At 39.0% G+C, this 26,767-nt stretch carries 25 protein-coding genes and 1 other RNA gene; 10 read left to right on the plus strand and 16 right to left on the minus strand.

The features are described 5' to 3' along the window. Nucleotides 1-180: 180 nt before the first annotated feature. Nucleotides 181-792 carry a class I SAM-dependent methyltransferase gene (locus MS2017_RS04225; protein WP_164707603.1) on the minus strand — a complete coding sequence of 204 codons (612 nt, stop codon included), beginning with the start codon at nt 790-792 and terminating at the stop codon, nt 181-183. A gap of 291 nt (nt 793-1,083) precedes the next feature. Here MS2017_RS04225 and gloA point away from each other — a divergent pair, with 291 nt between their 5' ends. Beyond that, nucleotides 1,084-1,473, plus strand: coding sequence for a lactoylglutathione lyase (gene gloA, locus MS2017_RS04230; protein WP_071564014.1), 390 nt, complete (start codon nt 1,084-1,086; stop codon nt 1,471-1,473). Here gloA and recR read toward each other — a convergent pair. The 12 genes from recR to MS2017_RS11795 all read right to left on the minus strand — a co-directional run bounded on the left by recR (nt 1,470) and on the right by MS2017_RS11795 (nt 10,378). Then, nucleotides 1,470-2,057 (minus strand): recombination mediator RecR, encoded by a 588-nt coding sequence (gene recR / locus MS2017_RS04235; protein WP_071564013.1) that lies wholly within the window; start codon nt 2,055-2,057, stop codon nt 1,470-1,472. The two genes, gloA and recR, sit on opposite strands and share 4 nt — an antisense overlap. Continuing rightward, nucleotides 2,058-2,381 (minus strand): YbaB/EbfC family nucleoid-associated protein, encoded by a 324-nt coding sequence (locus tag MS2017_RS04240; protein ID WP_122951371.1) that lies wholly within the window; start codon nt 2,379-2,381, stop codon nt 2,058-2,060. It abuts the gene before it with no gap. After that, a complete protein-coding gene (gene dnaX / locus MS2017_RS04245; RefSeq protein ID WP_071564011.1) occupies nt 2,374-3,975 on the minus strand; it encodes a DNA polymerase III subunit gamma/tau in 1,602 nt (533 codons plus the stop codon). Before dnaX ends, MS2017_RS04240 begins: the two co-directional genes overlap by 8 nt. Before the next feature lie 63 nt (nt 3,976-4,038). Beyond that, nucleotides 4,039-4,134, minus strand: an RNA gene (ffs, locus tag MS2017_RS04250) — signal recognition particle sRNA small type. A 29-nt stretch (nt 4,135-4,163) separates the two neighbouring features. Beyond that, complete coding sequence (gene murU / locus MS2017_RS04255; RefSeq protein WP_122951372.1) at nt 4,164-4,826, minus strand: N-acetylmuramate alpha-1-phosphate uridylyltransferase MurU; 663 nt, start codon at nt 4,824-4,826, stop codon at nt 4,164-4,166. Then, entirely contained in the window at nt 4,823-5,755 is a 933-nt protein-coding gene (locus tag MS2017_RS04260; RefSeq protein ID WP_122951373.1) for an aminoglycoside phosphotransferase family protein, read from the minus strand. The genes murU and MS2017_RS04260 overlap by 4 nt, the downstream gene beginning before the upstream one ends. Then, a complete protein-coding gene (locus MS2017_RS04265) occupies nt 5,748-6,581 on the minus strand; it encodes a D-amino acid aminotransferase (RefSeq protein ID WP_180334722.1) in 834 nt (277 codons plus the stop codon). Before MS2017_RS04265 ends, MS2017_RS04260 begins: the two co-directional genes overlap by 8 nt. After that, nucleotides 6,581-7,708, minus strand: coding sequence for a D-alanyl-D-alanine carboxypeptidase family protein (locus MS2017_RS04270; RefSeq protein ID WP_122951374.1), 1,128 nt, complete (start codon nt 7,706-7,708; stop codon nt 6,581-6,583). Before MS2017_RS04270 ends, MS2017_RS04265 begins: the two co-directional genes overlap by 1 nt. After that, complete coding sequence (gene mltB, locus MS2017_RS04275; RefSeq protein WP_071564007.1) at nt 7,705-8,739, minus strand: lytic murein transglycosylase B; 1,035 nt, start codon at nt 8,737-8,739, stop codon at nt 7,705-7,707. The genes MS2017_RS04270 and mltB overlap by 4 nt, the downstream gene beginning before the upstream one ends. A gap of 3 nt (nt 8,740-8,742) precedes the next feature. Further along, complete coding sequence (gene rodA, locus MS2017_RS04280) at nt 8,743-9,885, minus strand: rod shape-determining protein RodA (protein WP_071564006.1); 1,143 nt, start codon at nt 9,883-9,885, stop codon at nt 8,743-8,745. After that, on the minus strand, nt 9,882-10,244 hold the full coding sequence (locus MS2017_RS04285; RefSeq protein WP_071564005.1) for an Mth938-like domain-containing protein: 363 nt from the start codon (nt 10,242-10,244) through the stop codon (nt 9,882-9,884). The genes rodA and MS2017_RS04285 overlap by 4 nt, the downstream gene beginning before the upstream one ends. 11 nt (nt 10,245-10,255) lie before the next feature. Then, nucleotides 10,256-10,378, minus strand: a complete 123-nt coding sequence (locus tag MS2017_RS11795) for a hypothetical protein (RefSeq protein ID WP_275112731.1) — start codon at nt 10,376-10,378, stop codon at nt 10,256-10,258. A 124-nt stretch (nt 10,379-10,502) separates the two neighbouring features. Here MS2017_RS11795 and MS2017_RS04290 point away from each other — a divergent pair, with 124 nt between their 5' ends. The 3 genes from MS2017_RS04290 (at nt 10,503) to pdxH (ending at nt 13,262) form a co-directional block, all read left to right on the plus strand. Beyond that, the gene (locus tag MS2017_RS04290) at nt 10,503-10,955 is read left to right on the plus strand and encodes a tetratricopeptide repeat protein (protein ID WP_071564004.1); all 453 of its coding nucleotides are present in this window, start codon (nt 10,503-10,505) and stop codon (nt 10,953-10,955) included. Further along, the gene (gene gltX / locus MS2017_RS04295; protein ID WP_122951375.1) at nt 10,952-12,343 is read left to right on the plus strand and encodes a glutamate--tRNA ligase; all 1,392 of its coding nucleotides are present in this window, start codon (nt 10,952-10,954) and stop codon (nt 12,341-12,343) included. Before MS2017_RS04290 ends, gltX begins: the two co-directional genes overlap by 4 nt. A gap of 280 nt (nt 12,344-12,623) precedes the next feature. Continuing rightward, nucleotides 12,624-13,262, plus strand: a complete 639-nt coding sequence (gene pdxH, locus MS2017_RS04300; RefSeq protein ID WP_122951376.1) for a pyridoxamine 5'-phosphate oxidase — start codon at nt 12,624-12,626, stop codon at nt 13,260-13,262. On the opposite strand, the gene aroE is transcribed toward pdxH, so the two are convergent. The 3 genes from aroE to MS2017_RS04315 all read right to left on the minus strand — a co-directional run bounded on the left by aroE (nt 13,243) and on the right by MS2017_RS04315 (nt 17,607). Continuing rightward, entirely contained in the window at nt 13,243-14,055 is an 813-nt protein-coding gene (gene aroE / locus MS2017_RS04305; RefSeq protein WP_122951377.1) for a shikimate dehydrogenase, read from the minus strand. The genes pdxH and aroE overlap by 20 nt on opposite strands. Further along, nucleotides 14,048-16,435 (minus strand): Rne/Rng family ribonuclease, encoded by a 2,388-nt coding sequence (locus MS2017_RS04310; RefSeq protein WP_241156960.1) that lies wholly within the window; start codon nt 16,433-16,435, stop codon nt 14,048-14,050. Before MS2017_RS04310 ends, aroE begins: the two co-directional genes overlap by 8 nt. A gap of 452 nt (nt 16,436-16,887) precedes the next feature. Then, nucleotides 16,888-17,607, minus strand: coding sequence for a pteridine reductase (locus tag MS2017_RS04315; RefSeq protein ID WP_122951378.1), 720 nt, complete (start codon nt 17,605-17,607; stop codon nt 16,888-16,890). A 16-nt stretch (nt 17,608-17,623) separates the two neighbouring features. Between MS2017_RS04315 and MS2017_RS04320 the strand changes: the two genes are divergently transcribed. From MS2017_RS04320 to MS2017_RS04345, 6 genes are all read left to right on the plus strand, one after another. Continuing rightward, nucleotides 17,624-18,715, plus strand: a complete 1,092-nt coding sequence (locus tag MS2017_RS04320) for a class I SAM-dependent methyltransferase (protein WP_122951379.1) — start codon at nt 17,624-17,626, stop codon at nt 18,713-18,715. Nucleotides 18,716-19,013: 298 nt separating this feature from the next. Beyond that, nucleotides 19,014-21,542, plus strand: coding sequence for an aminopeptidase N (gene pepN / locus MS2017_RS04325; RefSeq protein ID WP_122951380.1), 2,529 nt, complete (start codon nt 19,014-19,016; stop codon nt 21,540-21,542). Between the two features lie 201 nt (nt 21,543-21,743). Further along, the gene (locus MS2017_RS04330) at nt 21,744-22,037 is read left to right on the plus strand and encodes a hypothetical protein (RefSeq protein WP_122951381.1); all 294 of its coding nucleotides are present in this window, start codon (nt 21,744-21,746) and stop codon (nt 22,035-22,037) included. 103 nt (nt 22,038-22,140) lie between these two features. After that, nucleotides 22,141-22,608, plus strand: coding sequence for a CinA family protein (locus MS2017_RS04335; RefSeq protein ID WP_122951382.1), 468 nt, complete (start codon nt 22,141-22,143; stop codon nt 22,606-22,608). A 117-nt stretch (nt 22,609-22,725) separates the two neighbouring features. Then, the gene (locus tag MS2017_RS11670) at nt 22,726-25,017 is read left to right on the plus strand and encodes an AAA family ATPase (protein WP_241156961.1); all 2,292 of its coding nucleotides are present in this window, start codon (nt 22,726-22,728) and stop codon (nt 25,015-25,017) included. Further along, nucleotides 25,014-26,234 (plus strand): McrC family protein, encoded by a 1,221-nt coding sequence (locus MS2017_RS04345; RefSeq protein WP_164707604.1) that lies wholly within the window; start codon nt 25,014-25,016, stop codon nt 26,232-26,234. Before MS2017_RS11670 ends, MS2017_RS04345 begins: the two co-directional genes overlap by 4 nt. Nucleotides 26,235-26,767 lie beyond the last annotated feature (533 nt).

A 26,767-nucleotide genomic window follows, 5' to 3' on the forward strand; every position in this document is an offset into this window, starting at 1 on the left:
ATTTATAAGGTGCTAGTATTTTTTAACATTGAGACCTTTGCATAAATATGGATGATTAGCAAAATTCAATTTTTGATGATTATTTGTATTTATGCAAAGGTCTCATTAGTGAGGTTAATACAAATTCGCCTGTTTCTAAGTCCTATCTGAGGAGGTTAACCCCTTTATTTTCTTTTATTTTTAAGTTTTTTGCAATAAAAAATAGTTGAAGTCTTGCGTGCTACCATCGGGGTGAGGGTGGACTTCACTGGTGGTTTTAATTAGTTTAAAATCTGCACCTAATAGCAGGGTAATTTTATTGCTGTCATATCGCACAATGTCAAGTTCGGAGCATTGTTTTGGACCTGTGGGTGCAAAGGTAGCGAGTAAAAAATATCCGTCTGCTTTGAGGTGTTGTTTGAGTTTTTGAAGATAGGTTTGTTGGTCTTTTTTATGGGTTAAAAAATGAAAAACTGCGCGGTCGTGCCAAAGGTTAAATTGGATATTGGCTTGAAAGGTTAAAATATTTTCATTGTAAAAGTGTACTTGACCAAGGTGATTTTCTAATCGATTTTTCATTGTTTGAATAGCCATTGGTGAAATTTCTAATAGAGATAGGTGCTGGTAATTTTTCTCAAGTAAATTATCAGCCAATGTTGAGACGCCCGAACCAACATCAAGAATAGCGTCATTTTGGTTGGTAATATTCAAAATCCAATCCAATGAAATTGTGGGCTGTGATTGATGCCAACTAACTTTCTCATGGTTTTTGGTGGTATAAATTGTGTCCCAATAAGTGTGTGCGCTTGTCATTTGTTTGATTATAATGTATTGAGACCTTTGCATAAATATGAATCATCGTCAATAATTCACTTTTTTTGCCAATCAACCATAGTTCATCAAAGGCTTCATGCAAATTATAAATATAAGGAGACCTTTGTATAAATATGGATGATTAGCAAAATTCAATTTTTGCCCACTTGGTGATTTTCTTAAACCTTGTCCTAGCAGAGCCAAGGCTGGGTTTAAAAAATTACCAAGTGGGTGAAAAGTGGATTCTTGATGATTATTTATATTTATGCAAAGGTCTCATAAGGATAATAGATGAGAATTTTACACACGATGTTACGAGTTGGCGATTTGGATAAATCCATTGCTTTTTACACTGAGGTTTTGGGCATGCATTTGTTGCGTCAAAAAGACTACCCCAAAGGGGAATTTACGCTGGCATTTTTGGGCTATGGAGCCGAGGCGGACAATACAGCGCTAGAGTTGACTTACAATTGGGGCAAAAGTAATTACGAAATAGGCACGGGGTTTGGGCATATTGCTGTTAATGTGGCGGATGTATATCAGGCAACTGCTATGGCAAAAGAGCAGGGTGCTGAGGTTATCCGTGAGGCTGGGGCGATGAATGCGGGGGATACCATTGTTGCTTTTTTGAAAGACCCTGATGGCTATGAGATAGAGTTATTGTCTAAAAAGTTTGATTAGTCACCATAGTCTTTTCGCCCAGAGAGGGCATGTGCAATGGTGTTAATATCAGCATATTCAAGTTCTCCACCAATTGGGAGTCCGTGGGCAATGCGAGTGATGCGGACATCAAAATGTTTTGCCATATTGCTAATGTAGTGTGCGGTAACTTCGCCTTCGATGGTGGCGTTGGTGGCTAAGATGATTTCTTCAACATCTTGTTGGTGTAGTTTTTGTTCCAATTCATCCAAACCTAATTCGGCAGCGCCAATGCCGTCAATGGGCGAGAGGTAGCCGCTTAGGACAAAATATTTGCCTTTATATACGCTACTTTGTTCGATAGCGTGAATATCGGTGGGGGTTTCGACAATACAAAGTTGTGTATTGGTGCGATTGTTATTGGCACAAATGTTGCAAATGTCTTTTTCACTAAGTGTGCGACATGATGAGCAGTGTTTGACATGTTCCATGGCATCAACTAGGGCTTTGGCGAGGTTTAAGCCACCTTCTCGATTGCGTTCTAACAGATGATAAACAAAGCGTTGTGCGGTTTTTTTACCGACACCGGGTAAGGTGCAAAAGGCTTCGTTGAGGGATTCAATCATTTAAAAGGGTAAATTCGCACCACCCGGTAATTTCATGCCGCCTGTGGCATCCTTCATTTTGGCGGCAGAAGCATCGGCAATTTGTTGGTTGGCATCGTTAATAGCGGTTAAGAGTAAGTCTTCTAGCGTGTCTTTGTCGTCCATTACATTGGGACTGATTTGAATGTCGGTTGCCTGATGTTCGCCGTTGATGCTAATGTTGACTAAGCCACCGCCAGCAGTGCCTGTGGCAGTTAGTTGCTTAATTTCTGCTTGTGCTTGTTGCACATTTTCTTGCATTTGCTGGGCTTTTTTCATCATGCCAGCCATTCCACCTTTAAACATTTCTTGCCTCCATTTTTATCTCTTTAATTGAATTGATAGCCACCTTGGTATTAAAGGTTTGTTGTAATTTTTGCACACCTTTATCAGCCAAAAAATCTTTTTGTAAGGCTGCCATTTTTTCATTTTCAGCCTGCGTTTCTTTTTGTGCCAAGGTTTGGGTTTTGAGTTTATTGACGCTGATGTTGAGACTGAGTTTGCCAAAACTTTCTTGTAATTTATCTTGAATGGTGCGTTTGATGCTGTCCGTTAGTAGATTGGAAAATTTTTCATCCAAACTTAATGTGAGCGTTTGCTGGTCGGCACTTTCAAAGACTGTGTTTTTAATCAACATACGCGCCACTGTGCTGAATTTAAGTGTTTTTGCTGTTTCTTCCCAGTCGGATTGAGAGTTGATATTGAGTGTTGATTGTTGCGTTTTAGGCTTAATTTTAGGCGCTGACGCTAATTTAGGTGTTTTTTTTTCTGCTATTTTCGTTTCTGGTGTGTTGTTGGGTGCGACTGATTGCGTTTTATTGTGTGCATTGGAGTGAAATGCCAGCATACGCAATAGCGTCATTTCAAAGCCAATTTGTTCACTTGGTGCGAGGGGCAATTCTTTGTTACCATTAATTGCTATGTGGTAAAAAAGTTGCAAATCTTGGGTGGATATTTTTGCGGCTAAGGCTTGAATATCGTTAGAAATATCTGCATTATCAAGAAGTTGTGCAATTGATATTTGATGAAATAAGGCGCTTAAATCTTTGAGCGCTTGGGTTAGGTTTTCACCTTTGTGTGACAATTCTCGGACAAAGTTAATGCATGCTTGTGCATCTTGATCAAGCAGGTGTTTTGCCAAAGTTAGAATGTCATCGTGAAGCACCAAGCCCAGCATTGCCTTAATGTCTTTGCTCATCACAGTGCCATTGCCATAAGCAATAGATTGGTCAAGCAGGCTTAGTGCATCACGCATAGAGCCGTTGCCAAAGTCGGCAATTTGACCGAGTGCCAGTTCTTCATATTTGAGCTTTTCAGCCTCCATAATAAATTTCAGCTGACCTAAGATTTCTTCATGTGTGAGTTTTTGCAAAGTGAATTGCAAACAGCGAGAAAGCACTGTAATAGGCACTTTTTGTGGATCCGTTGTTGCCAGCAAAAACTTAATATGTTCAGGCGGCTCTTCTAGCGTTTTTAACAGTGCGTTAAAACTGCTTTTTGAAAGCATGTGCACTTCGTCAATCAAATAAATTTTATAACGATTTTTGGTGGGCATATATTGCGCATTTTCTAAAATATCACGCATATTGTCAACGCCTGTATGCGATGCTGCATCCAACTCAATTAAATCAACCGATTGCCCTTGGTCTATTTCAACACAAGTGGCACACTCACCACAAGGTTTGGAACTAACGCCGCGTTCGCAGTTAATGGATTTGGCAAAAATTCTTGCAATGGTAGTTTTACCCACCCCTCGTGTGCCTGTAAATAAGAAGCCGTGGTGTAAATTATCCGCATCAAGGGCATTAATTAAAGTTTTGGTCGTGTGTATTTGACCCACCATCTCGCTAAAGGTGTGAGGACGATATTTTCGTGCTAAAACTTGATAAGGTGCGCTCATGTTGTGTTCATTGTATTTTAAATCCTTTTGCTTGAAAAAGGATTTATATTAAAAAAGGTGGCAGTGTCAGAATAACGGCTAACACATAAAAAAATTATTACCGTTGCTTCCTTCCGGATCTGGCGGAGTTCATAACTGTTTATTGTTAGTGCACCCTGTACACTGCCGAAACTTATTTTACTTGAATTTTAGATTTGTTGATTGATTAATTCAAGGCGTTTGGGTGTGCCAATATCGTGCCAATATCCTGAATGATATTCACCGGTTAATTGTTGATTGTTAATTGCCTCTTTGAGCAGTGGGTAAAGGGCTAATGCACATTGGGTGTGCCTATAGTTTTTGAAAAAACTAGGGTGATAAATACCTATACCAGAGAAGGTAAGGCGATTATTTTTATTAAATGTAATTTTTTGTTCAGTGTCAATAGAAAAATCACCATCAGGATGGTGCTCAGGATTGTTGATCAAAACCAGATGAGCCAATGAGTTGAGCGGTAGGGCGAGTGAAGATAAATCGTAATCGCACAATATATCGGAATTAATGACAATAAAAGGCTGTCCACCTAATAAAGGTAAGGCTTGAATGATGCCCCCTGCAGTTTCTAGGGCATGCTGTTCAGTGCTATATTGAAGTTGTACGCCGAATTTTTTGCCATCACCTAAATGTGTTTTAATTTGTTCCCCCAAGTAGGCGGTGTTAATAACAATGTCGGTAATGCCTGCTTTTTTTAGCGCACTAATACTGTGTTCAATCAAGGGCTTGCCTTTGGTCTTAAGTAAGGGTTTTGGTGTGTTTTTAGTGAGCGGCATCATACGCTTCCCTCTGCCAGCGGCTAAAATCATAGCCTTCATAAAAATGCCTTTAAGTTAGCAAATTCTGGGTATTTATCGGCAATTTGTAATGCATATTTTTTAACCAATGGGATGTCATTTAGATATTGGTGCTTGCCATCACGCATTGACAGGCGTTTAAAAATGCCGAGAATTTTTAAATGGCGTTGCAATCCCATTAAATCAAATTGTTTTTCAAATTGCGAAAATTTAAGTTTGATATTGGCCTGCGTATAGTAATAGCGTAATAAAGTTTGTATTTCATCTGTTGACAGTTCAAAATAAGCATCTTTTAACAATGAGCATAAATCGTAGGTATTTGAGCCAATCACTGCATCTTGAAAATCAATAACCGCAATGTTCTCGTGAATGACCATTAAATTTCGTGCATGATAGTCTCGGTGAACAAATACTTGAGGGGAATTTTGCGCATTATCACTGAGTAATTGAAAAACATCGGTTAATAATTGCAGAGAAGGGGTTGTCTCTTTCTGGGGTAAATACCAATCAATGAGCAATTGCATTTCGTCTGTTAATAGCGCATCATCATATAGAGGCAAGTTTTCGTTTTGACAATCAATTTTTTGTATTTTTATGAGTGTATTGATGGCTTTTTTATACAGACTAAGACGCGCACTTTTATTCAGTGCTTGCAAGAAAGTAACATTGCCCAAGTCTTCTAATAACAAAAAACCTTGCACCAAATCCGCCTCAATAACTTCAGGTGCATGAATATTATTTGCGTTTAAAAGTGTGGCAATTTTAATAAACCTGTCGCTGTTTTCTTTTTCTGGTGGCGCATCCATAGCGATAAAACTGGCGTTATCACGCTCAACTCTAAAATAACGGCGAAAACTGGCATCGTCGCTAGCACTGGTAATAACAAAATTTTCGTCACCAAAAAAATACGCCAGCCAATCAGTTAAGAGGTCAAATCGTAAATCAGTCATTTTTCAGTTGCTGATAATGGTGATAAACACATGCCCAATAACGACCTACTTCTCCTTGGTTAATAACTTGCTTGTCTATTTGAGTGATGGGCATTATTTCACGAGTAGAACTGGAAATCCACACTTCATCAGCGTTTAATAATGCATCAACGGTAAATGCCGATTCATCAATAGGCAGTTTGCAAGCCAGCGCACTTTCTAGCACCAAATCTCGGGTAATGCCTGAAAGAATATATTTGCCAGTAGGGTGTGTGAATAAAGTACCTGCTTTAATCATAAATACATTTGAGGTTGCCCCCTCAGTAACAACATTGTTTCGATGCAAGATAATTTCCTCCACTTGGTTGTCTTTGGCATTTTGAGAATACAATACATTTGCCAATAACGAAGTGGCTTTAATATCGCATTGAGACCAGCGAATATCGGCTTGCGTAATCACACTAAAACCTTTTTCTAAGGCGTGCTTGGTTTTGGTTACGAGTGGATTTAATTCAATATACACAGTGGGAGTAAGTGTGTCGAAACTGTGCTTTCTTTGGGTGCCTACACCACGCGTAATTTGTAGATAAAGCGATTGATTTTCCGATTGAGAATAACCCAATAATTGATTGAGAATTTTTTGCCACTCACTATTTGTATAGGGGTTGGGTATTTTTATCGCATCTAGGCTGTTTTGCAGGCGTTTTAGGTGCGCGCTAAGGCGAAATAACTTGCCTTGATAAGTGGGAATAACTTCATACACACCATCGCCAAACAAAAAACCTCTATCCATAACTGAAATAGAGGCATTCTTTTTCGCAATAAAATTGCCGTTAAGGTAAACCATTAAAATTTAATTTTATCCAGCATGCGTGAAAAGAAACCAGCTTTAGGCGCATTTTCAAGTGCAATAACAGGAAGTTCTGCAATGTTTTTGCCTTCAAATTTAATGATTAAGTGTCCAATATTATCCCCTGCGTTAATGGGCGCTGTTAAATCGGCGTCTAATTCAATGACTTGTTGGGTTAATTTGTATTGTCCACGAGATAGGGTGATGGTTTGTGGCGCTTCAAACCCAACTTTAATTTCTGTTTTGGTTGAGCCAGAAATGGCTATTTTTTGATCAATTTTGTTAATTTCTTGTGTTTCAAAAAAGCGGAAACCATAATCTAAAATAGTTTGTGTTTGTGCGGCTCTTGCTTGTGTGCTAGTCGAACCAAGCACTGCAGAAATCAAACGCATGCCCACGCGTTTAGCACTGGCAACCAAGTTATACCCCGCTTTTTTTGTATGACCTGTTTTTAATCCATCAACAGTGTGGTCGCTCCATAATAATTTATTGCGATTAGGCTGCTTGATACCATGATAAGTAAATTCTTTTTGCGAATACCATTCATAAAATTGTGGAAAATCACGAATGGTTGCCGAGGCAAGTATGGTTATGTCTCTAGCGGTGGTGTGTTGATTTTTGTGGGGCAAACCTGAGGCGTTTTCAAAACGCGAATTGGTCATACCAAGTTCTTTGGCGTATTCATTCATATAAGTAGCAAAAGTACCTTCGGTGCCAGCAATATGCTCGGCTAATGCCACGGCTGAATCGTTACCTGATTGAATAATCATACCTTTGAGTAGTGTTTCAAGTGGAATGGTTTTACCTACTTCAACAAAACTTTTTGAGCCACCTGTTTTCCATGCTTTTTTACTAATCCGCACTTCATCGTTCAAACTAACCCTACCATCTTTAATCAGTTGAAACACCACATAAGCAGTCATTAACTTGGTCAAACTTGCTGGCGAGCGTTTTTTATCGGGCTTGTTTGCAGCAATAACCACACCTGAATTGTGATCTAATACAATATAGGCCGCCGCATTAATTGATGGGGCTTTGGGGGTGATAAAAATAGCCGCTTGTGTGTTAATCGATAAAGTGGCAAAAGCAATAAAAGTAAACAAAGGTAAGGATTTTTTTTTCATAATTTTTTAGTATTTAAAGAAGTAAATTGTTGTTTTAATTTGGCTGACAATTGAGAAGCAACCATTGCATATCTATTGTCATGATTATAACGAGTTAATATATAAAAATTCCAAAAAGTAAGCCAAGTTTCGTCAACTTTTTTCTGCGGCAGGCGAATAAATGCCAATTTGGTTTTGTTGTCAATATCTTGATCTATCTCAAAACCTTTGTTGCGCCAGTATTTGGCATTTTTTTTCGGCTTAGAATTAGAACGCTTGGCGTGTTTTAGGTGCTGGCTTTTTAGGGTAATAGGGCGTGCAATTTCCCCGAAGTCATGCCAATGATGTTTGTCAAAGTAATTGGCAATTGAACCAATGGCATCCACAGGGTTTGAAAACAAGTCAACTTTACCATCTTGATTAAAATCCACAGCATAATAGCGATACGAACTGGCAATAAATTGTGGAAAACCCATTGCCCCTGCGTATGAGCCGTTAACACTCAAAGGATTGATAGAATTTTCACGCGTCAGGAGTAAAAATTGCTCCAATTCTTTTTGATAGAAAGTGCGACGACGATAATTGCCAAATGAGCGTTTTACCAAGGTTTCAAATGTTGGGTGAGTGCCTTTTTTGTTGCCATAGTCGGTTTCCATGCCAAGAATAGCAACAATAACTTCAGCTGGAACATGATAAGTTTGCTCCGCACGCTCTAGCGCTTTGAGATTGTCTTGCCAGAATTTAATGCCATCTTGAATGCGATGTTCGGTAATAAACAAGTCTCGGTATTTATCCCATGACATCGTCGGCCTGCTAATGCGTTTGGCTTTCTTAACTTGTTTATCTTTTGCAGAGTTATCAGCAACGATAAACCCAATAGTGGAGAATAAAAATTGTAATTTATCTCTGTCAAAATCGTGCTTTTTCACCATTTTTTCAATGAATTTTTGCGTTATTTTGAAACTTGTGGCTGGCAATTTTTTCCCCTCTAAAGACAAGCAATTGCTTGATATTAGGGTTAGGAACAACAGTAGTAAAATAGATTTTTTCATAGGCTAAAATTGAGATAAATAACTGGGAGTTTTGTGTTTGCGAATGGACATAATAATACCAAAACTTGCAAACAAGGTAATCAATGACGAGCCCCCATAACTGATCAACGGTAATGGCACACCAACCACGGGCAACAAACCCGACACCATACCAATATTAACAAACACATAGGTAAAGAAAATAAGCGTCAAACTGGCACCTAATAACTTAGAAAAAGTGTCTTCCGATTCAAAAGAAATAACAAAACAACGCCAAATAATCAAACCATATAAACACAACAAAAACAACACCCCCAAAAGCCCTAATTCCTCTGCAATGACCGCAAAGATAAAGTCAGTGGCATGCTCAGGTAAGAAGTTTAATTGAGATTGAGACCCTTGCTCAATACCTTTGCCAAATAAGCCACCAGAGCCAATAGCAATTTTAGATTGTAAAATGTGATAACCAGCACCAAGTGGATCTAAACTTGGGTCAATCATGGTTAAAATGCGTTTTTTTTGATATGCCATTAACAAATAATGCCAAGCAATATAGCCACCACCAATAATGAACGCACCAATGGCACCGAAATTAAGCCAATTGTTATGCCGAATAATTTGAATACGAACACCTGAAAAAAACAGCACATAAGCACCGCTGGCACCAATGAGTAGCGAAGTGCCTAAATCAGGCTGCCTGGCGATTAACAAAACAATGGTGCTAATCGCAGCAATTGAGATAACAATAGGTAAAATTTTTGGTGGTAGTGTTTTTTCACTCAGGATTGAAGCGATGGCAATCGGCATAATGATTTTCATCAATTCCGAAGGCTGAAAACGCATCAAACCCAAATCCAACCACCGCTGAGCACCCCCACTACTAGAGCCAAATAACAGCACCAATAATAATAAGAAAATACCAAATAGCATAAAATAGGGTGAATAACGCCTCAGCAAGTAAGGGGGTATTTGTGCAATTACCAGCATCACACCAATAGCAAGCACAAAGTGCAGGATTTGTTTGTAAATTAAGTTCATGGATTCAGAAGCGCTATAAAGCATTAACAATCCAAACGCACTGGTTCCCATTAAAATTAAGAATAAGGGCGTATCCATTTTAAAATAATGCCAAAAATGACGGACTTCAGCCAGCAATGCGCGTTTCATAATAGCAGCAGCCCAACCAACCTTACATCGGCCAGTAATAAATTAAAACTACGGCACGCCGATGCATTACTCATGCTTTCAACCCCAATGCCCATTTGCTGAATTGCAACTTGTTGTTGTGGGTCTAAAAACTTGCCCGTTTTGCCAGTGCCAATAATCAGTAAATCAATATCGTCTTTTGAACTGAGTGGGAACAGCGCCATTTTATCCAGTTTTTCCAGCGTTAAATCAGGGGTTTTTATGTAATGGCTGGATGAGATAAAGCAAGGTATGGGCAATGTTACATGCGATAAGATAACTGCATTCTTATCCACAGAAATGATACTGTTATTGTTATTATCTTGCTGATTAAATTCCACGAAAATAATCCTTAAAGACCTTGGTATAAATATGAACGATTGTCAACATCCAATTTTACCCTTCTAAAGGACTGCTGAATACCACTGAAAAGGTTACCAAGCGGGTAAAAAGTGGACTTTTGATGATTATTCATATTTTACAGAGGCCTCCATTTATATAAATGTTTTAAATGTGCTAAATTATACCCAAACAACATTCAATAACTTGTGCGTGTGAATCTTGTAAAATTATGCTATTTTAAAAATAACAAAAAAAATATGTTAAATTCCAAAGAAACCGATGCTTTTAGTGCAGATCTAACCAGTGGCGTAGCTGCTTTTGATTCCAAAAATTTTTCAATGGCTTACCAATTGTTAGCACCCCTTGCCGCACAAGGCAATGCCGAGAGCCTGTGGCGACTTGGTATGATGCAGATGAATGGCTTAGGGATGGTAGGAAATCAACCCTTAGGATTTGAAAATTTTATGAAAGCAGCCGAGCAAGAACATGCATTTGCACACCATATGATTGCGGTGGCATATATGACTGGCGAGGGTGTTGAAAAAGACATCACGAAAGCAATTGAATGGTTTGAAAAAGCGTCTGAATACGGACTTCAAGGTGCAATGTACACCCTTGGAATGCTGTATGAAGATGGCAAGGAAGTTGAAAAAGACTTAGAAAAAACACAATATTGGTATGATTTAGCAGCCAAGGCGGACAATTCATGAAATCAAGATTCGCCCCTTCTCCGACAGGTTATTTACACATTGGTGGTGCACGCACTGCTTTATTCGCTTGGGCTTTTGCCAAAAAACAACAAGGTAAATTTGTCCTGCGTATTGAAGACACAGACACAGAGCGCTCTACACAAGCATCCGTTAATGCTATTTTAGACGGTATGAATTGGTTGGGATTAGACTATGACGAAGGGCCTTTTTACCAAACCCAACATTTTGAGCGCTATAAAGCCGTTATTCAGCAGTTATTAGAAGAAGATAAGGCTTATTATTGTGAATGCTCAAAAGAACGACTGAACGACCTGCGAGAAACCTTAATGAAAAAAGGCGAAAAAGCCATGTATGACGGTTGCTGTAGAGACAAAAAATTATCCTCAGGCGCTCACAGAGTTGTGCGTTTTAAGAACCCAATAGGCGGCACGGTGGTTTTTGCAGATGCCGTAAAAGGCAAAATCTCTATCGCCAACAAAGAGTTAGATGATTTAATTATTGCCCGCAACGATGGCACACCAACTTATAATTTAACCGTTGTGGTTGATGATCATGATATGGCAATTAGCCATGTTATTCGTGGCGACGACCACATTAACAATACACCACGGCAGATTAATTTGTATCAAGCATTAGGCTGGGATTTGCCAGAATTTGCACATTTGCCTATGATTTTAGGCAGTGATGGCGCACGCTTGTCAAAACGCCATGGTGCAGTTAGTGTGATGGCGTATCGAGATGCAGGTTTTTTGCCAGAAGCTTTGTTGAATTATTTGGTGCGTTTAGGTTGGTCACATGGCGATCAAGAGATATTTTCACTACAGGAAATTGTCACATTATTTGACCTAAAAGATATTAATAAAGCACCTGCCAGTTTTAATGAAGAGAAATTATTGTGGCTTAATCAAGACTATATCAAAAACGCCACACCCGAGCATTTAATTCAGCATTTAAAATGGCATTTGCACCATCAAAAAGTTGACACTGATAACGGAGCAGACTTGTCTTTGGTGGTTAAGTTATTGCAAGAGCGTTCAAAAACGCTGGTAGAAATGGTTGAAGGGCTAAAGATGTTTTATCAGGATTTTAAAGAATTTGATAAAAAACTTGCCAACAAGCACTTTAAAGACCAAGTACCACTTGAATCTTTATTAGCCAAATTAACACAACTGGACACTTGGCAAGCTGATGAAATTAAGTCTGCTATTAAGCAAGTGTGCAATGAGTTAGACATTGGTTTTGGCAAGGTAGGGCAGCCTTTTCGTTTGGCTTTAAGTGGTAATGGCAATGCCGGCAGTATTGATTTGGTGGCGGCGTTGATTGGCAAAGAAATAACATTACAGCGTTTAGAAAAATCCATTGATTTTTTTAAAGACAAACAAGGGTAAAGACATAGAGGCGTTAAATTTTTAGGTATATTTACCACCACTTTATCAATTGAAAAAATGCCAAAGTATGCGCCAACATTTTCAAAAAAAACTTTAACAAAGAAAAACTTCATACACTGTATTTTCGCTTATGGGGGCATAAAGGGCGATTCCATTGCCCTTTGGCGTTATTGTAATAACCTTTGAAAAAAAATATTGCACCACTAAACCTTTGTATAAATACAAATAACCGTTAAAATACTGGCTTTCTCATCATTTTTTATTTATACAAAGGCTTGTTATGGGTGTTGATTTAACGAAACTAAGGCGTGAATTTACCAGCAATGGCATTTCTCGTGCTGAGTTGGACGACAATCCTTTTGTGCAATTTAAGATTTGGATGACACAAGCCATTGAGGCTGAGTTGACTTTGCCGAATGCCATGAGTTTGGCGACCAGTGATAAGGAGGGAGTAGGGATTAGGACGGTTTTGTTAAAAACATTTGATGAGCATGGATTTGTGTTTTTTACTAATTACAACTCTAAAAAAGCCAGACAATTGGACAACAATCCAAATGCCGCTTTATTATTTCCATGGCTAGATTTAGAGCGCCAAGTTAAAATCTCTGGCACAGTGGAAAAGGTCTCTACTTTAGAATCCATTAAATACTTTTCCTCCAGACCTAAAGATTCCCAACTGGGCGCTTGGGCGTCAGCACAATCATCGAGGTTAAGTTCAAGGCAAGTTCTGTTGTCTGAGTTTAAGGCAATGAAGCGCAAATTTGACCAAGGCGAAGTGCCTTTGCCTGATTTTTGGGGAGGGTATCGCATAGTACCAACCACAATTGAATTTTGGCAAGGTAGGGAAAACCGTTTACACGATCGTTTTGTTTATACCAAAAGTGGCAACACCTGGGCAATCAGTCGTTTAGCGCCCTGATTGTCTTAATAACTGTCTGAGTCTCAGGTTGTTTGCCAGTCCAAAATTTAAAAGCAGCAGCAGCCTGCTCGACCAGCATACCCAATCCATCAAATACTTTTAACGCCTGATTGGCACTTGCCCAGTCCATAAAAGGGGTTTGTTGCCCATACATTAAATCGTAGCAAATCGCATTATTTGCAACACCAGTAGCGATATTTGGCATTTGTCCATCAAGCGAAGCGCTGGTGGCATTAATGATGATATCGACAGGGTCATTTTTAATTTTTTCCAAGCCAAAGCCACAGGTTTTGCCGAATTTAGCAAAATCTTTAGCCAGTTGAATTGCTTTAGAGGCAGTGCGATTGGCAATCATTATGCGTTTAGGTTGCTGTTGCAACAAGGGTAACAAGATACCTCGAGTTGCACCGCCTGCGCCTAGAATTAACACAACTTTGTTGCCTAAATCAATACCTAGGTTTTGATTTAAGTCGGTTACCAGGCCCATGCCATCGGTATTTTCACCTATCAATTCGTTGCCATCAACTTTAATGGTGTTAACTGCCCCTGCGGTTTCGGCATTGATTGAGTGTTGAGTGGCTAACTCAAAAGCATTGATTTTAAAAGGAACGGTAACATTGAAGCCATTGGCACCTGAATCAATAAAGTTTTGCGCCGTTTGTGGAAACTTATCAATCGGTGCCAGTATTTTGCTATATTCAATCTCTACACCCGTTTGTTGCGCAAATAAAGCGTGAATTTTAGGCGATAAACTGTGCTCAATGGGATTGCCAAAAACAGCGAATTTATACATCGCCGTCTTGGCTTTTGTTGCCATCGTTAGGGCTGGCCTCTGGTTTGGCAGTATTACCTGTTTGTACCTTTGGCTTTTCTTCGCTTTTTACTTCAACGGGTTTTTTGTTTTTTGGCAAGGCTTTAGCAGGCTTTTTGTTTTCTGCTGTTGCTTTTGGTGCCTGTTCTTTAGGTTGTGCCTGTGGCTTAGTCTCTTTATCTTTAGGCGTTACACTTTTAGGCTTCTCTTGAGGATTTTCCTTTGGTTCTTGCTGTTGTTGCGGTTTTTTGTTTTCCTGCGTTACTTTTGGCACCTGTTCTTTGGGTTGCGCCTGTGGCTTAACCTCTTTCTCTTTAGGTGTTACATTCTTAGGCTTTTCTTGCAGATTTTCCTTTGGCTTTTGCTGTTGTTGCGGCTTTTTGTTTTCTGCTGTTGCTTTTGGTGCCTGCTCTTTGGGTTGCGCTTGTGCTTTAATCTCTTTGTCTTTAGGCACTACATTCTTAGGATTTTCCTTTGGCTTTTGCTGTGGCTTGTTGTTTTGTTGTTTATTTTGTGGCTTGTTGCTTTGCGCTCTGTTACTTTGCTTGCCTTGTTGTTTATTTTGTGGCTTGTTGCTTTGCGCTTTATTCTGATTCTGATTGCGATTTCTATTGCGATTTTGGTTCTTATTCCTATTGCGATTTTGGTTTTTATTGGGTTGTTTTTTGTTTGACTTCTTGTCTTTTTCCTTGTCGCCAAGCCCCAATGTTGATTTAATCATACCCATGAAAGAAAATGAAGGCTTAACCTTCTTTTGATTGGGTTTGCGTGTGGTCGGGTGATTGCTGTTAATGGCTGCAATTTCTGCGTTATCTTCCAGTCCATTTTCGGCAAGATTGTACTGTGGCTTAGAAATACCTTGATAACTTTTATGGTGTGATTTTTTAGACCCTGCTTGTTTGCTGATGCTGAAATTTGGAAATTGCATGTAGGGGTTGGGCAATAAAGTGATTTTGACCTCATGTTTAACTTCTAATTGACCAATGTTATTGCGTTTTTCGTTAAGTAAATAGGTGATAACATCAACACTGGATTGAATGGTTATTTTCTGCGTTTGATTGGAGGTATTGCAGCCGTCTTCAAGTTGTCTTAAGATACTTAATGCTAGATTTGGAACGGTTGGCACTGTGCCACGACCATCGCAGGCAGGGCAGGTTCTTTCTACCGATTCTGCCACCGAACTCATTAGGCGTTGCCTTGACATTTCTAGCAAGCCAAAGCGTGAAATTGTGCCAATTTGGATGCGAGCACGGTCTGAACTGGTGGCTTTTTCCATTGCCTTTTCGATGGCTTTTCGATGTTCTTCGGAAGTCATATCGATAAAGTCAATAACCACCAAGCCACCAATATCACGCAGTTGCAACTGTGCAGCAATTTCTTTGGCAGCCTCTAAATTCGTGTTATAAGCGGTTTCTTCAATGTCGGCACCTTTGGTGGCACGGGCGGAGTTAATGTCAATGGCAGTCAGTGCTTCGGTAGGGTCAAAGACAATGGTTGCACCTGTACGCAGGGAAACTTCACGCTCAAACACACTTTTTACTTGTGATTCAACATCCATGTGGTTGAACAAAGAATGTCCAGAAGAATCAAAGTGCTTAATGCGGTCTATGTAGTGCGGTAATACGAAACTAACAAATTCTTTGGCATTTTGGAAAGTTGCTAAATCATCGATAATGACGCTGTCTGTATCTTCTCGCAGATAATCACGCAGCGTGCGAATCACAATATCACTTTCTTGATAGATTAAGAAGGGTGCTTTGCGATTTTCAGCAGCGGCGTTAATTGACTTCCACAATTCTGATAAGTAATCAACTTCCCATTGTAATTCTTCTAAATTTTTCCCCGAACCCGCTGTGCGAATGATTAAACCTGAGTTTTCAGGCATAACAATTTTGCCAATAATTTCTTTGAGTGATTGTCTATCTGTTGAGGTAATTTGTCTAGAAATGCCGTTACTTTTTGCATTGTTTGGTGTCAAAATCATATAGGCACCAGCCAAGTTGGTGTAGGTGCTTAATGCCGCCCCTTTGTTGCCCCGCTCTTCCTTTTCAACTTGGACAATAATTTCTTGTCCTTCTTTTAGCACATCGGAAATGGTGAGTTTGTCACCAGAGGCTTTTGCATTTTCTTTTAAGGTTTCAGCCACTTCTTTGAATGGCAAAAAACCTTGTTTGTCTTTGCCATAATCAACAAAAGCAGCCTCTAAAGATTGCTCAACCCTAGAGATTCTTCCCTTGTAAATATTGCCTTTATTTTTTTGATTAAGGCTGGTTTCTATATTAAGAGAGGTTAGTTTTTTATTCTTTACAATCGCAACTCTAACCTCTTCAGAGTGCGTTGCATTAATTAATATATGATTCATGATCAAGTCCTGTAATGAGACTTTTTTTCATACATAAAGTTCCAATATGGTTAGACCAAGTTGGATTTAAAATTTAATTTATTTGAGTTGTAATATTTCAAAAATCTGTTTCTTCTCGTTTTTTATAAGGTTATTAACTCATATAATTAATTATTTAATAAAACAATGAACAGTTATTATTTTTTTATGCAGCAAAAAAAAGCCGTATATTAGTTTATGTTTTGTCCTGCACCCAAAAACATTTAAAATTTTTTAATTGATGCAATTCTAATTTTTTTACATCAAACAGACGCCATTATAACATGAGACCTGCGTCTAAACATAAATAATCAGTAAGAGTCCACTTTTTATTTACTTAAATTTTTTTAAAAATCAATCTTAAAAAGCCTCTGTATCCGACATAAATGTTGAATTAAAGGGCAATCACTTTAATTGCATTTCTCAGGTAAAAATTACTGATTCAAAGTGCGCCCCCCATCCACACTAATAATTTGACCAGTAATATAAGGTGAATTTGCCAAAAATAAAACGGCATTGGCAATATCCGCTGGATTGCCTTGTTTGTTCAAAGGTATCTTACTGAGCATTTTATTTTTTTGCTCAATGTTGAGTTCCGCTGCATTTTCTGGCCAAAGAATAGAGCCGGGAGCAACGCCACAAACACGAATATCAGGTGCCAATTCTTTTGCCAGTGTTTTCGTCATCATTTCAATGCCTGCTTTTGAGATGTTGTAAATCGCATGATTTTTTAGCGGTCGTTGTGCGTGAATATCAACAATATTGATAATGCATCCATGGTTTTTTGCTAGCGTTGTAGCTAGGGATTGAGACAGGAAAAATGGCGCCATTAAGTTGCTATTAATAATCTTATTCCAATCGTTTTCGTCTGCATCTTGTAAGGGTGTTGGGTAAAAAACTGAGGCGTTGTTTATCAAAACATCCAGTGTTTGAATGGCGCTTGTTAGTGTTTTTAACGCTTGGGTGTTTGTCAATTCTGCTTGTGCAAGTGTGGCAGAGTTAGCGCGTATTTGGTTGAGTTCATCAGCCAAAGCCTGTGCTTCTTTGCCAGAATGTCGGTAGTGAATAATGACATGGTAGCCATGTGTATGTAGTGTTTTTGTGATTTGTGCGCCGATGCGTTGTGCGCCACCTGTAATTAAGGCTGTTTTCATATAAAATAGCGTTCCAATGAATCTTAAAGAAATTATTAAAAGCACCATTATACAAAAATCTGAACCCATTGGGTTTGATGAATTTATGGATTTGGCATTATATTATCCAGCCAAAGGGTATTACAGCGGTGGTGCGCAAAAATTTGGTGAACAGGGGGATTTTATTACCGCCCCTGAAACTTCGGATTTGTTTGGCTTTTGTTTGGCACGCCAATGTGCGCAAATATTAGATGGCACTAACGATATATTGGAATTTGGTGCAGGCAGTGGCGTGTTGGCAGCGCAAATTTTGTTTGAATTAGGGCGTTTAGAGCAGTTGCCAAAAACCTATTACATATTGGAACTTAGTGCCGAATTGCAACAAAGACAACAACGCACGATTGCTAAGATTTTGCCAGAATTGATGGATCGAGTGGTGTGGTTGAATGGTTTGCCAGAAATTTTTTCAGGTGTGGTGATTGCGAATGAAGTGCTGGATGCCATGCCAGCAAAACGCCTGATTTATCAAGCAGGGGAATTTAAAGAATTGGGTGTAGATTGCCAAGATGACACTTTAATATGGCAAACAAAACGCCCTTATAAGAACGACAAAATACCCTTACCCGTTGGCGTGGCACAAGGTTACATCACCGAAGCCAATGAAAGGGCAGTGGCGTGGGTTGAAAGTTTGAGCGAGATAATGGACAAAGGTTTGGTGTTGCTAATCGATTACGGCATGGGCAGGGAGGAATATTTTCATCCGCAACGAGGCGCAGGCACACTTAGATGTTATTACCAGCACAAGGCAAGTGAAAATCCATTTGTGCATATTGGCGAGCAAGATATTACCACTTCGGTTAATTTTTCTGATATTGCTGAGGCGGCAAAGCGTGGCAGTTTTGAAGTTCAAGGTTATGCGACGCAAGCCTTGTTTTTAATTGCCTTAGGCATTGATGAATATTTATTGGCAGAACAAGCGTCAGACAAGCGTGCCAGTTTGGCGCAACAAGTTAAGCAATTGGTGCTGCCAAGTGCCATGGGCGAGAGTTTTAAAGTTTTGGCATTGACAAAAGAAACACAAGTAACACTACGAGGCTTTAAAGAGCAAAATTTATTACACAAACTATAGGACACCTCCAAAAACCCCAATACAATTTATGAAAAGTATAAAACAACACCTTTTTCATTCAAAAATTCATCAAATAGCGGGCTATTCTCCTTATTTTTGGCTAAAAAATGCACTATTTTCTAATTTCCCTAAATCGCACTGGGGTTTTTGGAGGTACCCTATAACAAACTTTTGCATAAATATGAACAACCCCCAAAAAACCACTGTTTACAATCTCGCACCACAAAGAACACAAAAACCAAAGCGTGCTAATGTCCACTCAAGCGCAAAATATAATAACCATTAAACGAGCAACTATATGTTAAAAAATAAAACCACAGAACCACAACCAATTTATCGCAAAGACTACAAACCCAGCGCCTATTTAATCCACACCACCGAACTGCATTTTCAATTAGAGGAAAATGAAACCATTGTTTCCTCAAAAATCGATTTTTATCAAAACCCCAAATGGCAAGGCACAACACCCCCAAATCAATTGTTTTTAAACGGCATAGATTTAGAGTTAATAACCATTTCACTAGACGGAGTAACCCCCGATTACGAAATCACCCCAGAGGGCTTGTTACTACACAACACACCCGCACACTTTATCCTGCAAATCAAAACACGCATCCACCCAGAAACCAACACCAGTTTGAACGGACTATATCGCTCTAGCGGCAATTTCTGCACCCAGTGTGAGGCACATGGATTTCGTCAAATTACTTATTATCTAGATCGCCCCGATGTACTGAGCGTCTTTACCACACACATTGAAGCAGACCACAAACCCTACCCAATATTATTGAGCAATGGCAACCCAGTCACCCAGTCAAACGGTAGGGCAACTTGGCATGACCCAACACCCAAACCCTGCTATTTGTTTGCCTTAGTAGCAGGAGATTTTGCCGTTTTAGAAGACATTTGGACAACGCCGACTGGCAAGCAAGTGGCGCTCAAAATTTATGTAGAAGCGCACAATATTAACAAAACTCAATTTGCCATGGAAGCCCTTAAACGCGCCTTTAAATGGGACGAGGTGCGTTTCGGCTTGGCATACGATTTAGACATTTATATGATTGTAGCAGTTGATGATTTCAATATGGGTGCCATGGAAAACAAAGGGCTGAATATCTTTAATTCCGCCTGCGTGCTGGCAGACAGCAAAACTGCAACAGATGCAGATTTCATCAATATTGAAGCCATTATCGGCCATGAATATTTCCACAATTGGACCGGCAATCGCATCACTTGCAGAGACTGGTTCCAGTTGAGTTTAAAAGAGGGTTTAACGGTATTTCGTGACCAAGAATTTACTGCCGATTTACACGCCCGCTCAATCAAACGCATCGAGGATGTTAACGCACTACGCACTTTACAATTTGCCGAAGATGCAGGTCCAATGGCGCACCCCGTACGCCCTGAACATTATATTGAAATGAACAATTTTTACACACTCACCGTGTATGAAAAAGGCGCCGAAGTCATCCGTATGATTCACACCTTTTTAGGCGAAACAGGATTTCAAAAAGGTATGTTGCTATATTTTGAGCGTTTTGACGGCCAAGCAGTTACCATCGATGATTTTGTCAGCGCAATGAGCGATGCAAATAATTTCGATTTCACCCAATTCAAACACTGGTATTCACAATCAGGCACCCCCGAAATCAATATTTCCACACACTACGACCCAGACCACAAGACTTACACCGCCACAGTTACCCAAAAATTCGCACATTTCCTTCCCCTCGCATTCGCCTTATTCGCCCCCTCCGGCACCGAATTACAAAACGGCGTTCTAACCCTAAAAGACCAAACCCAAAGTTTCGTCTTTGACAACCTACCATCAGAACCCACCCCCTCTTGGCTGCGTGGTTTCTCCGCACCCGTCAAACTCACCCAAGCCTTAAGTTTTGAACAAAAAATATTCCTAGTTAAACACGAAACAGACAGTTTCAGCCGCTGGGACAATGCACAAAACCTCTGGCTATCCTTAATAATGGATGCCGACAGCATCGACACCCCCGCCTTTTTTGACGCCCTTGAATTTATGCTCACAAACACCCAAGACAAATCGCTCATTTGCGCCTTATTAACCCTACCATCCGAACGCTCATTGCACAATCACCAAGCCACTATCGATGTATTCGCCATCTACCACAAGCGTGAACAAGTCATTCAAACCATTATCCAACGCTTCAACCCCTTATTACTTGAAATATACCACACCCTAAACACCACCCAACCCTACGACATCACACCAGAATCAGTCGGACGCCGAGCCCTAAAAAACATCTGCCTCTTCTATTTAGCCAAAGGCGGCAAATTAACATTGGCACACAAACAATTTAACTCAGCCACTTGCATGAGCGACAAACTCGCCGCCTTCAAAGCCCTAATAGACACCGACAACACATACCGCACCCAAACCCTAGCCGATTTTTACCAAGAATTTAAAGACGACACCCAAGTAATGGACAAATATTTCGCCACCCAAGCCCTCAGTCAAGTCTGCACCCTTGACAAAATCACCACCCTCATGCAACACGAATTATTCTGCTTCAACACCCCCAACCGCCTCCGCAGCGTCGTCAACAGTTTTACCCACAACAGCATCAACTTCCACCACCCAGCAGGCTACCAATTCCTCACCAACATCATCCTCAAACTCAACACCCTTAACCCACAAATCGGCGCCCGCTTAGTCGCCACCTACAACCACTGGCGCCGCTTCACCCCCGAATTACAAGCCCTACAAAAACAACAATTAGAAACCATCCTCGCCACCAAAGACCTGTCCAAAGATATTTTTGAAATCGTTCAAGCCGCCCTTAAAGAAGGCTAACATTTGTTTTTTTAATCGTTAAACAATAATATATAATGAGACCTTTGCATCAATATGGATGATTAGCAAAATTCAATTTTTGCCCACTTGGTAATTTTCTTAAACCTTGTCCTAGCAGGACTAAGGCTGGGTTTAAAAAATTATCAAGCGAGTGAAACGAGGATTCTTGATGATTATTTATATTTATACAAAGGTCTCATAATGTCATTTTTATACATTAACAAACAAGCGGTTATGCACTCAATACAAGAATTAGAAACACAACAAGTTAACCTCAACATACCCACTTATTTATTAAATGACATTGATGAAATCACCGAAAAATACAAAGTTGATCGCTCCGAAGTATTGATTGAAGCAGCCAAAAGTTATGTTGCTTCGATTGTCGAGCAAGATGTCCATGAGCGTCTTTACAAAGCATTTCAAGGGGTAAGACAAATGAGAGAAGGTAAAACCCCTAAAACATCCGCCAGAAGTTTGTTAGATGAACTTTAGCGTAGAAAGAACCAAGAGATTCGCCCAATCTTTTAAACAATCTCAGCAAAAAAAAGACAAACTTATTAAAATGGCATTAAACCACCAACCAACCACAAAATAAATGCACCAACTAACCAAATTCCTAACCCAAAAATCCCTCACCATCGCCGTCGCAGAATCCTGCACAGGTGGTAATCTATCCGCACTCCTCACCAGCAAAAGCGGCTCATCCACCTACTTTGACCGAGGCTACATCACCTATTCCAACCACGCAAAAATCGACATGCTCCAAGTCAACCCCACCACCCTAGACCAATTCGGTGCCGTCAGCGAGCCAACCGCTCTAGAAATGGTACAAGGTGTCATCAACAATTCCACCGCCAACATCGCTGTCTCCATCACCGGCATCGCCGGCCCCACAAGCGACGACACCAATAAACCTGTTGGTATGGTTTGCTTTGGTTTTTGTATTAATGGCGAATATACGGTTACTACACAGAATTTTGGTAATATTGGCAGGTCTAATGTGGTGAGCAAAAGTATCGTGTTTGTTGTTGATTTTTTGGTGGAAAGTTTACAGAGTGGTTAATGCGATGTTCTTAAGTGTTGCTTGAGATAAGGGTATAGTAAAAAAGTTTGAGTGAAAAGTGTTTGGATAAAGATAAAATGTGGTTGAGTGGTATGCACTCCCAAGCGGAGTTTGAGTATGAAGGTACAAACAAGGAGGTTAGGGGAAATGAAAAAAGACAATACGGAAAACGATATTTTTGCTTGGGTTGAATGGTTTAGTGAATTAGCAAAAAATATCGGTAAAAAAAATCAGGACACTTTATCTGTATCAATCAATAAAGCAATTGAAAATAAAGGACAGAGTATTATTAAATTTGAGGCATATGACCCATTTTCATTTTTTTATTATTTGGCACAGAAAAACACTATAAATCAAAGGAAATTATTTTTTCAAGAAGTTGATAGGGTATTTAATATAAATAGCCCATTACCTGATTTTAATGATGGTGATTGCTGGATGTTTCCCACCCCACTTCCTAATGCAATTGTTTTGTATCAACTGAAAGATAAATATGATCCAGACCTATTATGGAGATTTTTTCAGCAAATAATATCGATTAAAAATTTTGATGAATTGGAAACAAAAGCAAAAGATGAAGAATTTATTAATAATTTTGAGAAGGTTTTAAATTTAACAAATGTTGGCGTGCCTAAATTAACACAAACCTTATTTTTAATAAATTCAAATATTTTCCTTCCAATTGAAAAAGTGTTAAAGCCTATTGCAAATAAATTAGAAGGCTCTAATGTGAATGCTGAGAAAAACATTAAACAATTGCAAAAAAACATCGAACAAAATGGATTTTCAGAATATTTGAAAATAATGCAAAAAATTCGTGCATTGTTTCCTGATAAAAAACTTTATGAAATTAATTACCACCTTTGGAGGCGTGAAAAAGATATGGAGCAAGAGTTCAAACAATGGTTAAGAATACAAACCACACAGAAAGGAAACCTTTTTTCTGAAGATCAAGTAAAAAACCTATGTAAGGATTTAAGGGAAACTATCCCAAGTTGGGATAATGTTAGCGATGGAAACTTATTTGGAATCGTTGATACTAAAGTTATTAATAAATTATATGTTAGATGTTCAAGCGGTGGAGATTTAAAACAATTGTGTAAAGATACTGGAAATAATAGCCCTAGTAATGCACTAAAAAGGTATGAGGAATTCTTAAGTAAAAAATCATCTAATCAAGGAAAAAAGAAAATGAGTAATGAATTAAAAGAAGAGATAAAACTATTAAAATATAAAAAACAAATCATTCTGCAAGGCTCGCCAGGCACAGGAAAAACACGACTTGCCCAAGAGATTGCATATTGTTTGATTACTGGAGATACTTTAAGTGATAATGATAATGAAAGACAGGAGCAATTAAACATTTTAATGCAATCTAATCAAAAAAGCATTAACAAAACTAATGCTATATTTGAAACATATTTGAAAAAACTTTTAGTTATATCTACCATTAGTGGAAGATCGTCTTTTACAATTACAGAAATAATGCCAGAGTATATAGGTATAAAGTTAAGAAGTGGAAGTTTACGTCGTATCGTAAAAAATAAGATTTTAGATAAGCTTAATAATAAGAAGAAGGAGAAAAAATGGAAACTAAATGGTGGTGTAAGCTCTTATGAAGTGGGGATTGCTAAACATATTTTTGACGCTCAAAGCAAAGTGAACCTATCTCCAAATTCAAAAGGAACGGAAATGACGATTCTCAAAAATCTAATTACAAATTTAGAGGAAAACAAAACGGCAACCCCCGAAAACATGCCTCTAAATTTAGAGCAATACAAACTAATCCAATTCCACCCAGCATACACTTACGAGGATTTTGTACGGGGGATTGTTGCTGAAACAGATGATAACGGTAATATTAGTTACGAAGTAAAAAACAAAATTTTGGTAGAAATGGCAGAAAATGCAATCAGTGATTCTGATAGTTCTTTTGTTTTGATTATTGATGAAATCAATCGGGCGAATTTATCCAGTGTGCTGGGCGAGTTGATTTATGCTTTGGAGTATCGGGGTAAGGCGGTGGAGAGTATGTATGAATATGAAGGTAGTCGGGAGATTACTTTGCCTGAGAATTTATATATTATCGGCACGATGAACACCGCAGATAGGAGTGTAGGGCATATTGATTATGCGATTCGGCGGCGGTTTGCGTTTGTAGATGTGAATACAGATGAGAGCGTTATTCTTGGTAGAGCCAACAAGCTATTGTTTGAAAAAGTTAAAGCCTTATTTGACAATTTGTCTGATGAGTTTGATAAAAACGATGTAATGATTGGACATAGTTATTTTTTAAAGAAGGATTTAGCGTTGGCTTTAGAATATGAAATTAAGCCAATTTTGCAGGAGTATCGTAAAGATGGCGTTTTGACTTGTAGGCAAAAGGATATTGAAGATTTGGAGTGTTGATTAAACTCAAGGAGCATCAAAGCGATAGGTTTGGCTTATCTTGTTGGCTTGATGATATTCCGAATGAGGCGAATAAAAAAAAGTATCTAGGCCTGCATTACGATGTTTGGCGAGGCAAAAAACAATTAAAAACCAAATATTTCATCGGCACATGCTGGCTGGAGGAAAACCAATTGGCTTTACAGGTTGAGCCAAAAATACAAGGTCTTGATTATTTAAGTATGTTTTTAAAGTGTTTTAAACACCCTCAGGTTAGCCGGCATTTGTCTGATATTTATGCCATTGATTTTAATCAGGCGAAAATAGCGTTAGAGGGTGATGATTTTGAAATAACGCCGTTGTTGATTGTGCATTTTTTGCAGGTGGTGAAGGCGATTGTTAAAAAAGGGCTGAAGAAAAATTATTATTTTGTTGAGGAAAATCTGAATGCCAAGGTGAAAGGTAAAATTAATTTATCCCACACTTTAAAGCATCATATTTTCAAAGGGCAAAATCATAAAACGGTGTGCCGTTATCCAGTGTTTGGTTTAGATTGTTTGGAAAATCGTTTACTTAAAAAAGCCTTGCGCTTCGTGCAATCCTATCTGTCCAAATCCCCCATTGAAACAGAAGAAAAATTGGGGCAATTGTTGTCATATTGCCTAGCATCCTTTGAATTGGTGAGTGATGATGTGGATGTTAGAAGGTTCAAAAGTTTTAAAAATAACGCTTTTTTTAAAGAATATGCACAAGGGTTAAAGCTGGCAAAAATGATTTTAAAGCGTTTTTCCTACAATCTTAAAAACACGCAAAACACCCAGAAAACCCCGCCTTTTTATATTGATATGTCGTTGTTATTTGAGCAATATGTGTATGCGTTGCTGTTGGAAAACAACGAAGTCAAATATCAAGTAAAAGGCGGTTATGGTGTAGTTGATTTTTTAATAGAAGATATGATTGTTGACACCAAATACAAACCCAAATACAAAAACAAAAAAATCAATCGAGATACAATTGAAGACATTCGCCAGCTCTCAGGCTACGCTAGGGATGAAAAAATTATCGAGTGCTTGGGAACAAATGGCACCATTGCTAAATGCCTTGTTATTTATCCTAATAAAGAAGGTGACAAAGACAGTGATTTATCTGGCTTATGGGGTGATGGTGAAGAAATACAAGGCTTTGTTAATTTTAAAAAAATAGGTGTTCGGCTTCCTGTTCACAAGCCTCGTTTATAGGTGCTTTTGGCGATAAACTTTATTGTGGGGAATGGTTTGTAATTGTTTCTTTTTTGTGAGTTTTGTTCTTATGCTGTGTATATTGGGTTTGGGGTAAGGGTATAGTAAAAAAGTTTGGGTGAAATGTTGTTGTGGGTGTAGGCATGGGGATTGTGGGGGAGGGGAGAAGGAAGGGTTACAAACCCTTCCCTACTTGTGGGAGCGAGCCTTGTTTTTGTGTGAAAAAGTTCTGTTTTCATCCTTGCTTTTGGGAGGGGAGTTTCTTTTTGCTCTTGCCTTTTTTTTGGGCTTTTTTTTATCCTTGTCTTTTGGGGGTGGTTCTTTTCATCCTCTCTTTTTTGGGGGGCTTTTCATCCTCTCTTTTTTTGTGGGGGCTTTTCATCCTCGTCTTTGAGAGGAAAACCTTTTTTTACCCTCTCCTTTGGGAGGAAAACCTCGCCGTAGGGAACGGTTTGTAACCGTTCCTCTCTTGGCATAAACTTACTATGCGTGGGAGTGCGTATTTGAGTTTGGGACAAGAATATAGCAAAAAT

Source organism: Bathymodiolus thermophilus thioautotrophic gill symbiont (assembly GCF_003711265.1).
Taxonomy (GTDB): Bacteria; Pseudomonadota; Gammaproteobacteria; order PS1; family Pseudothioglobaceae; genus Thiodubiliella.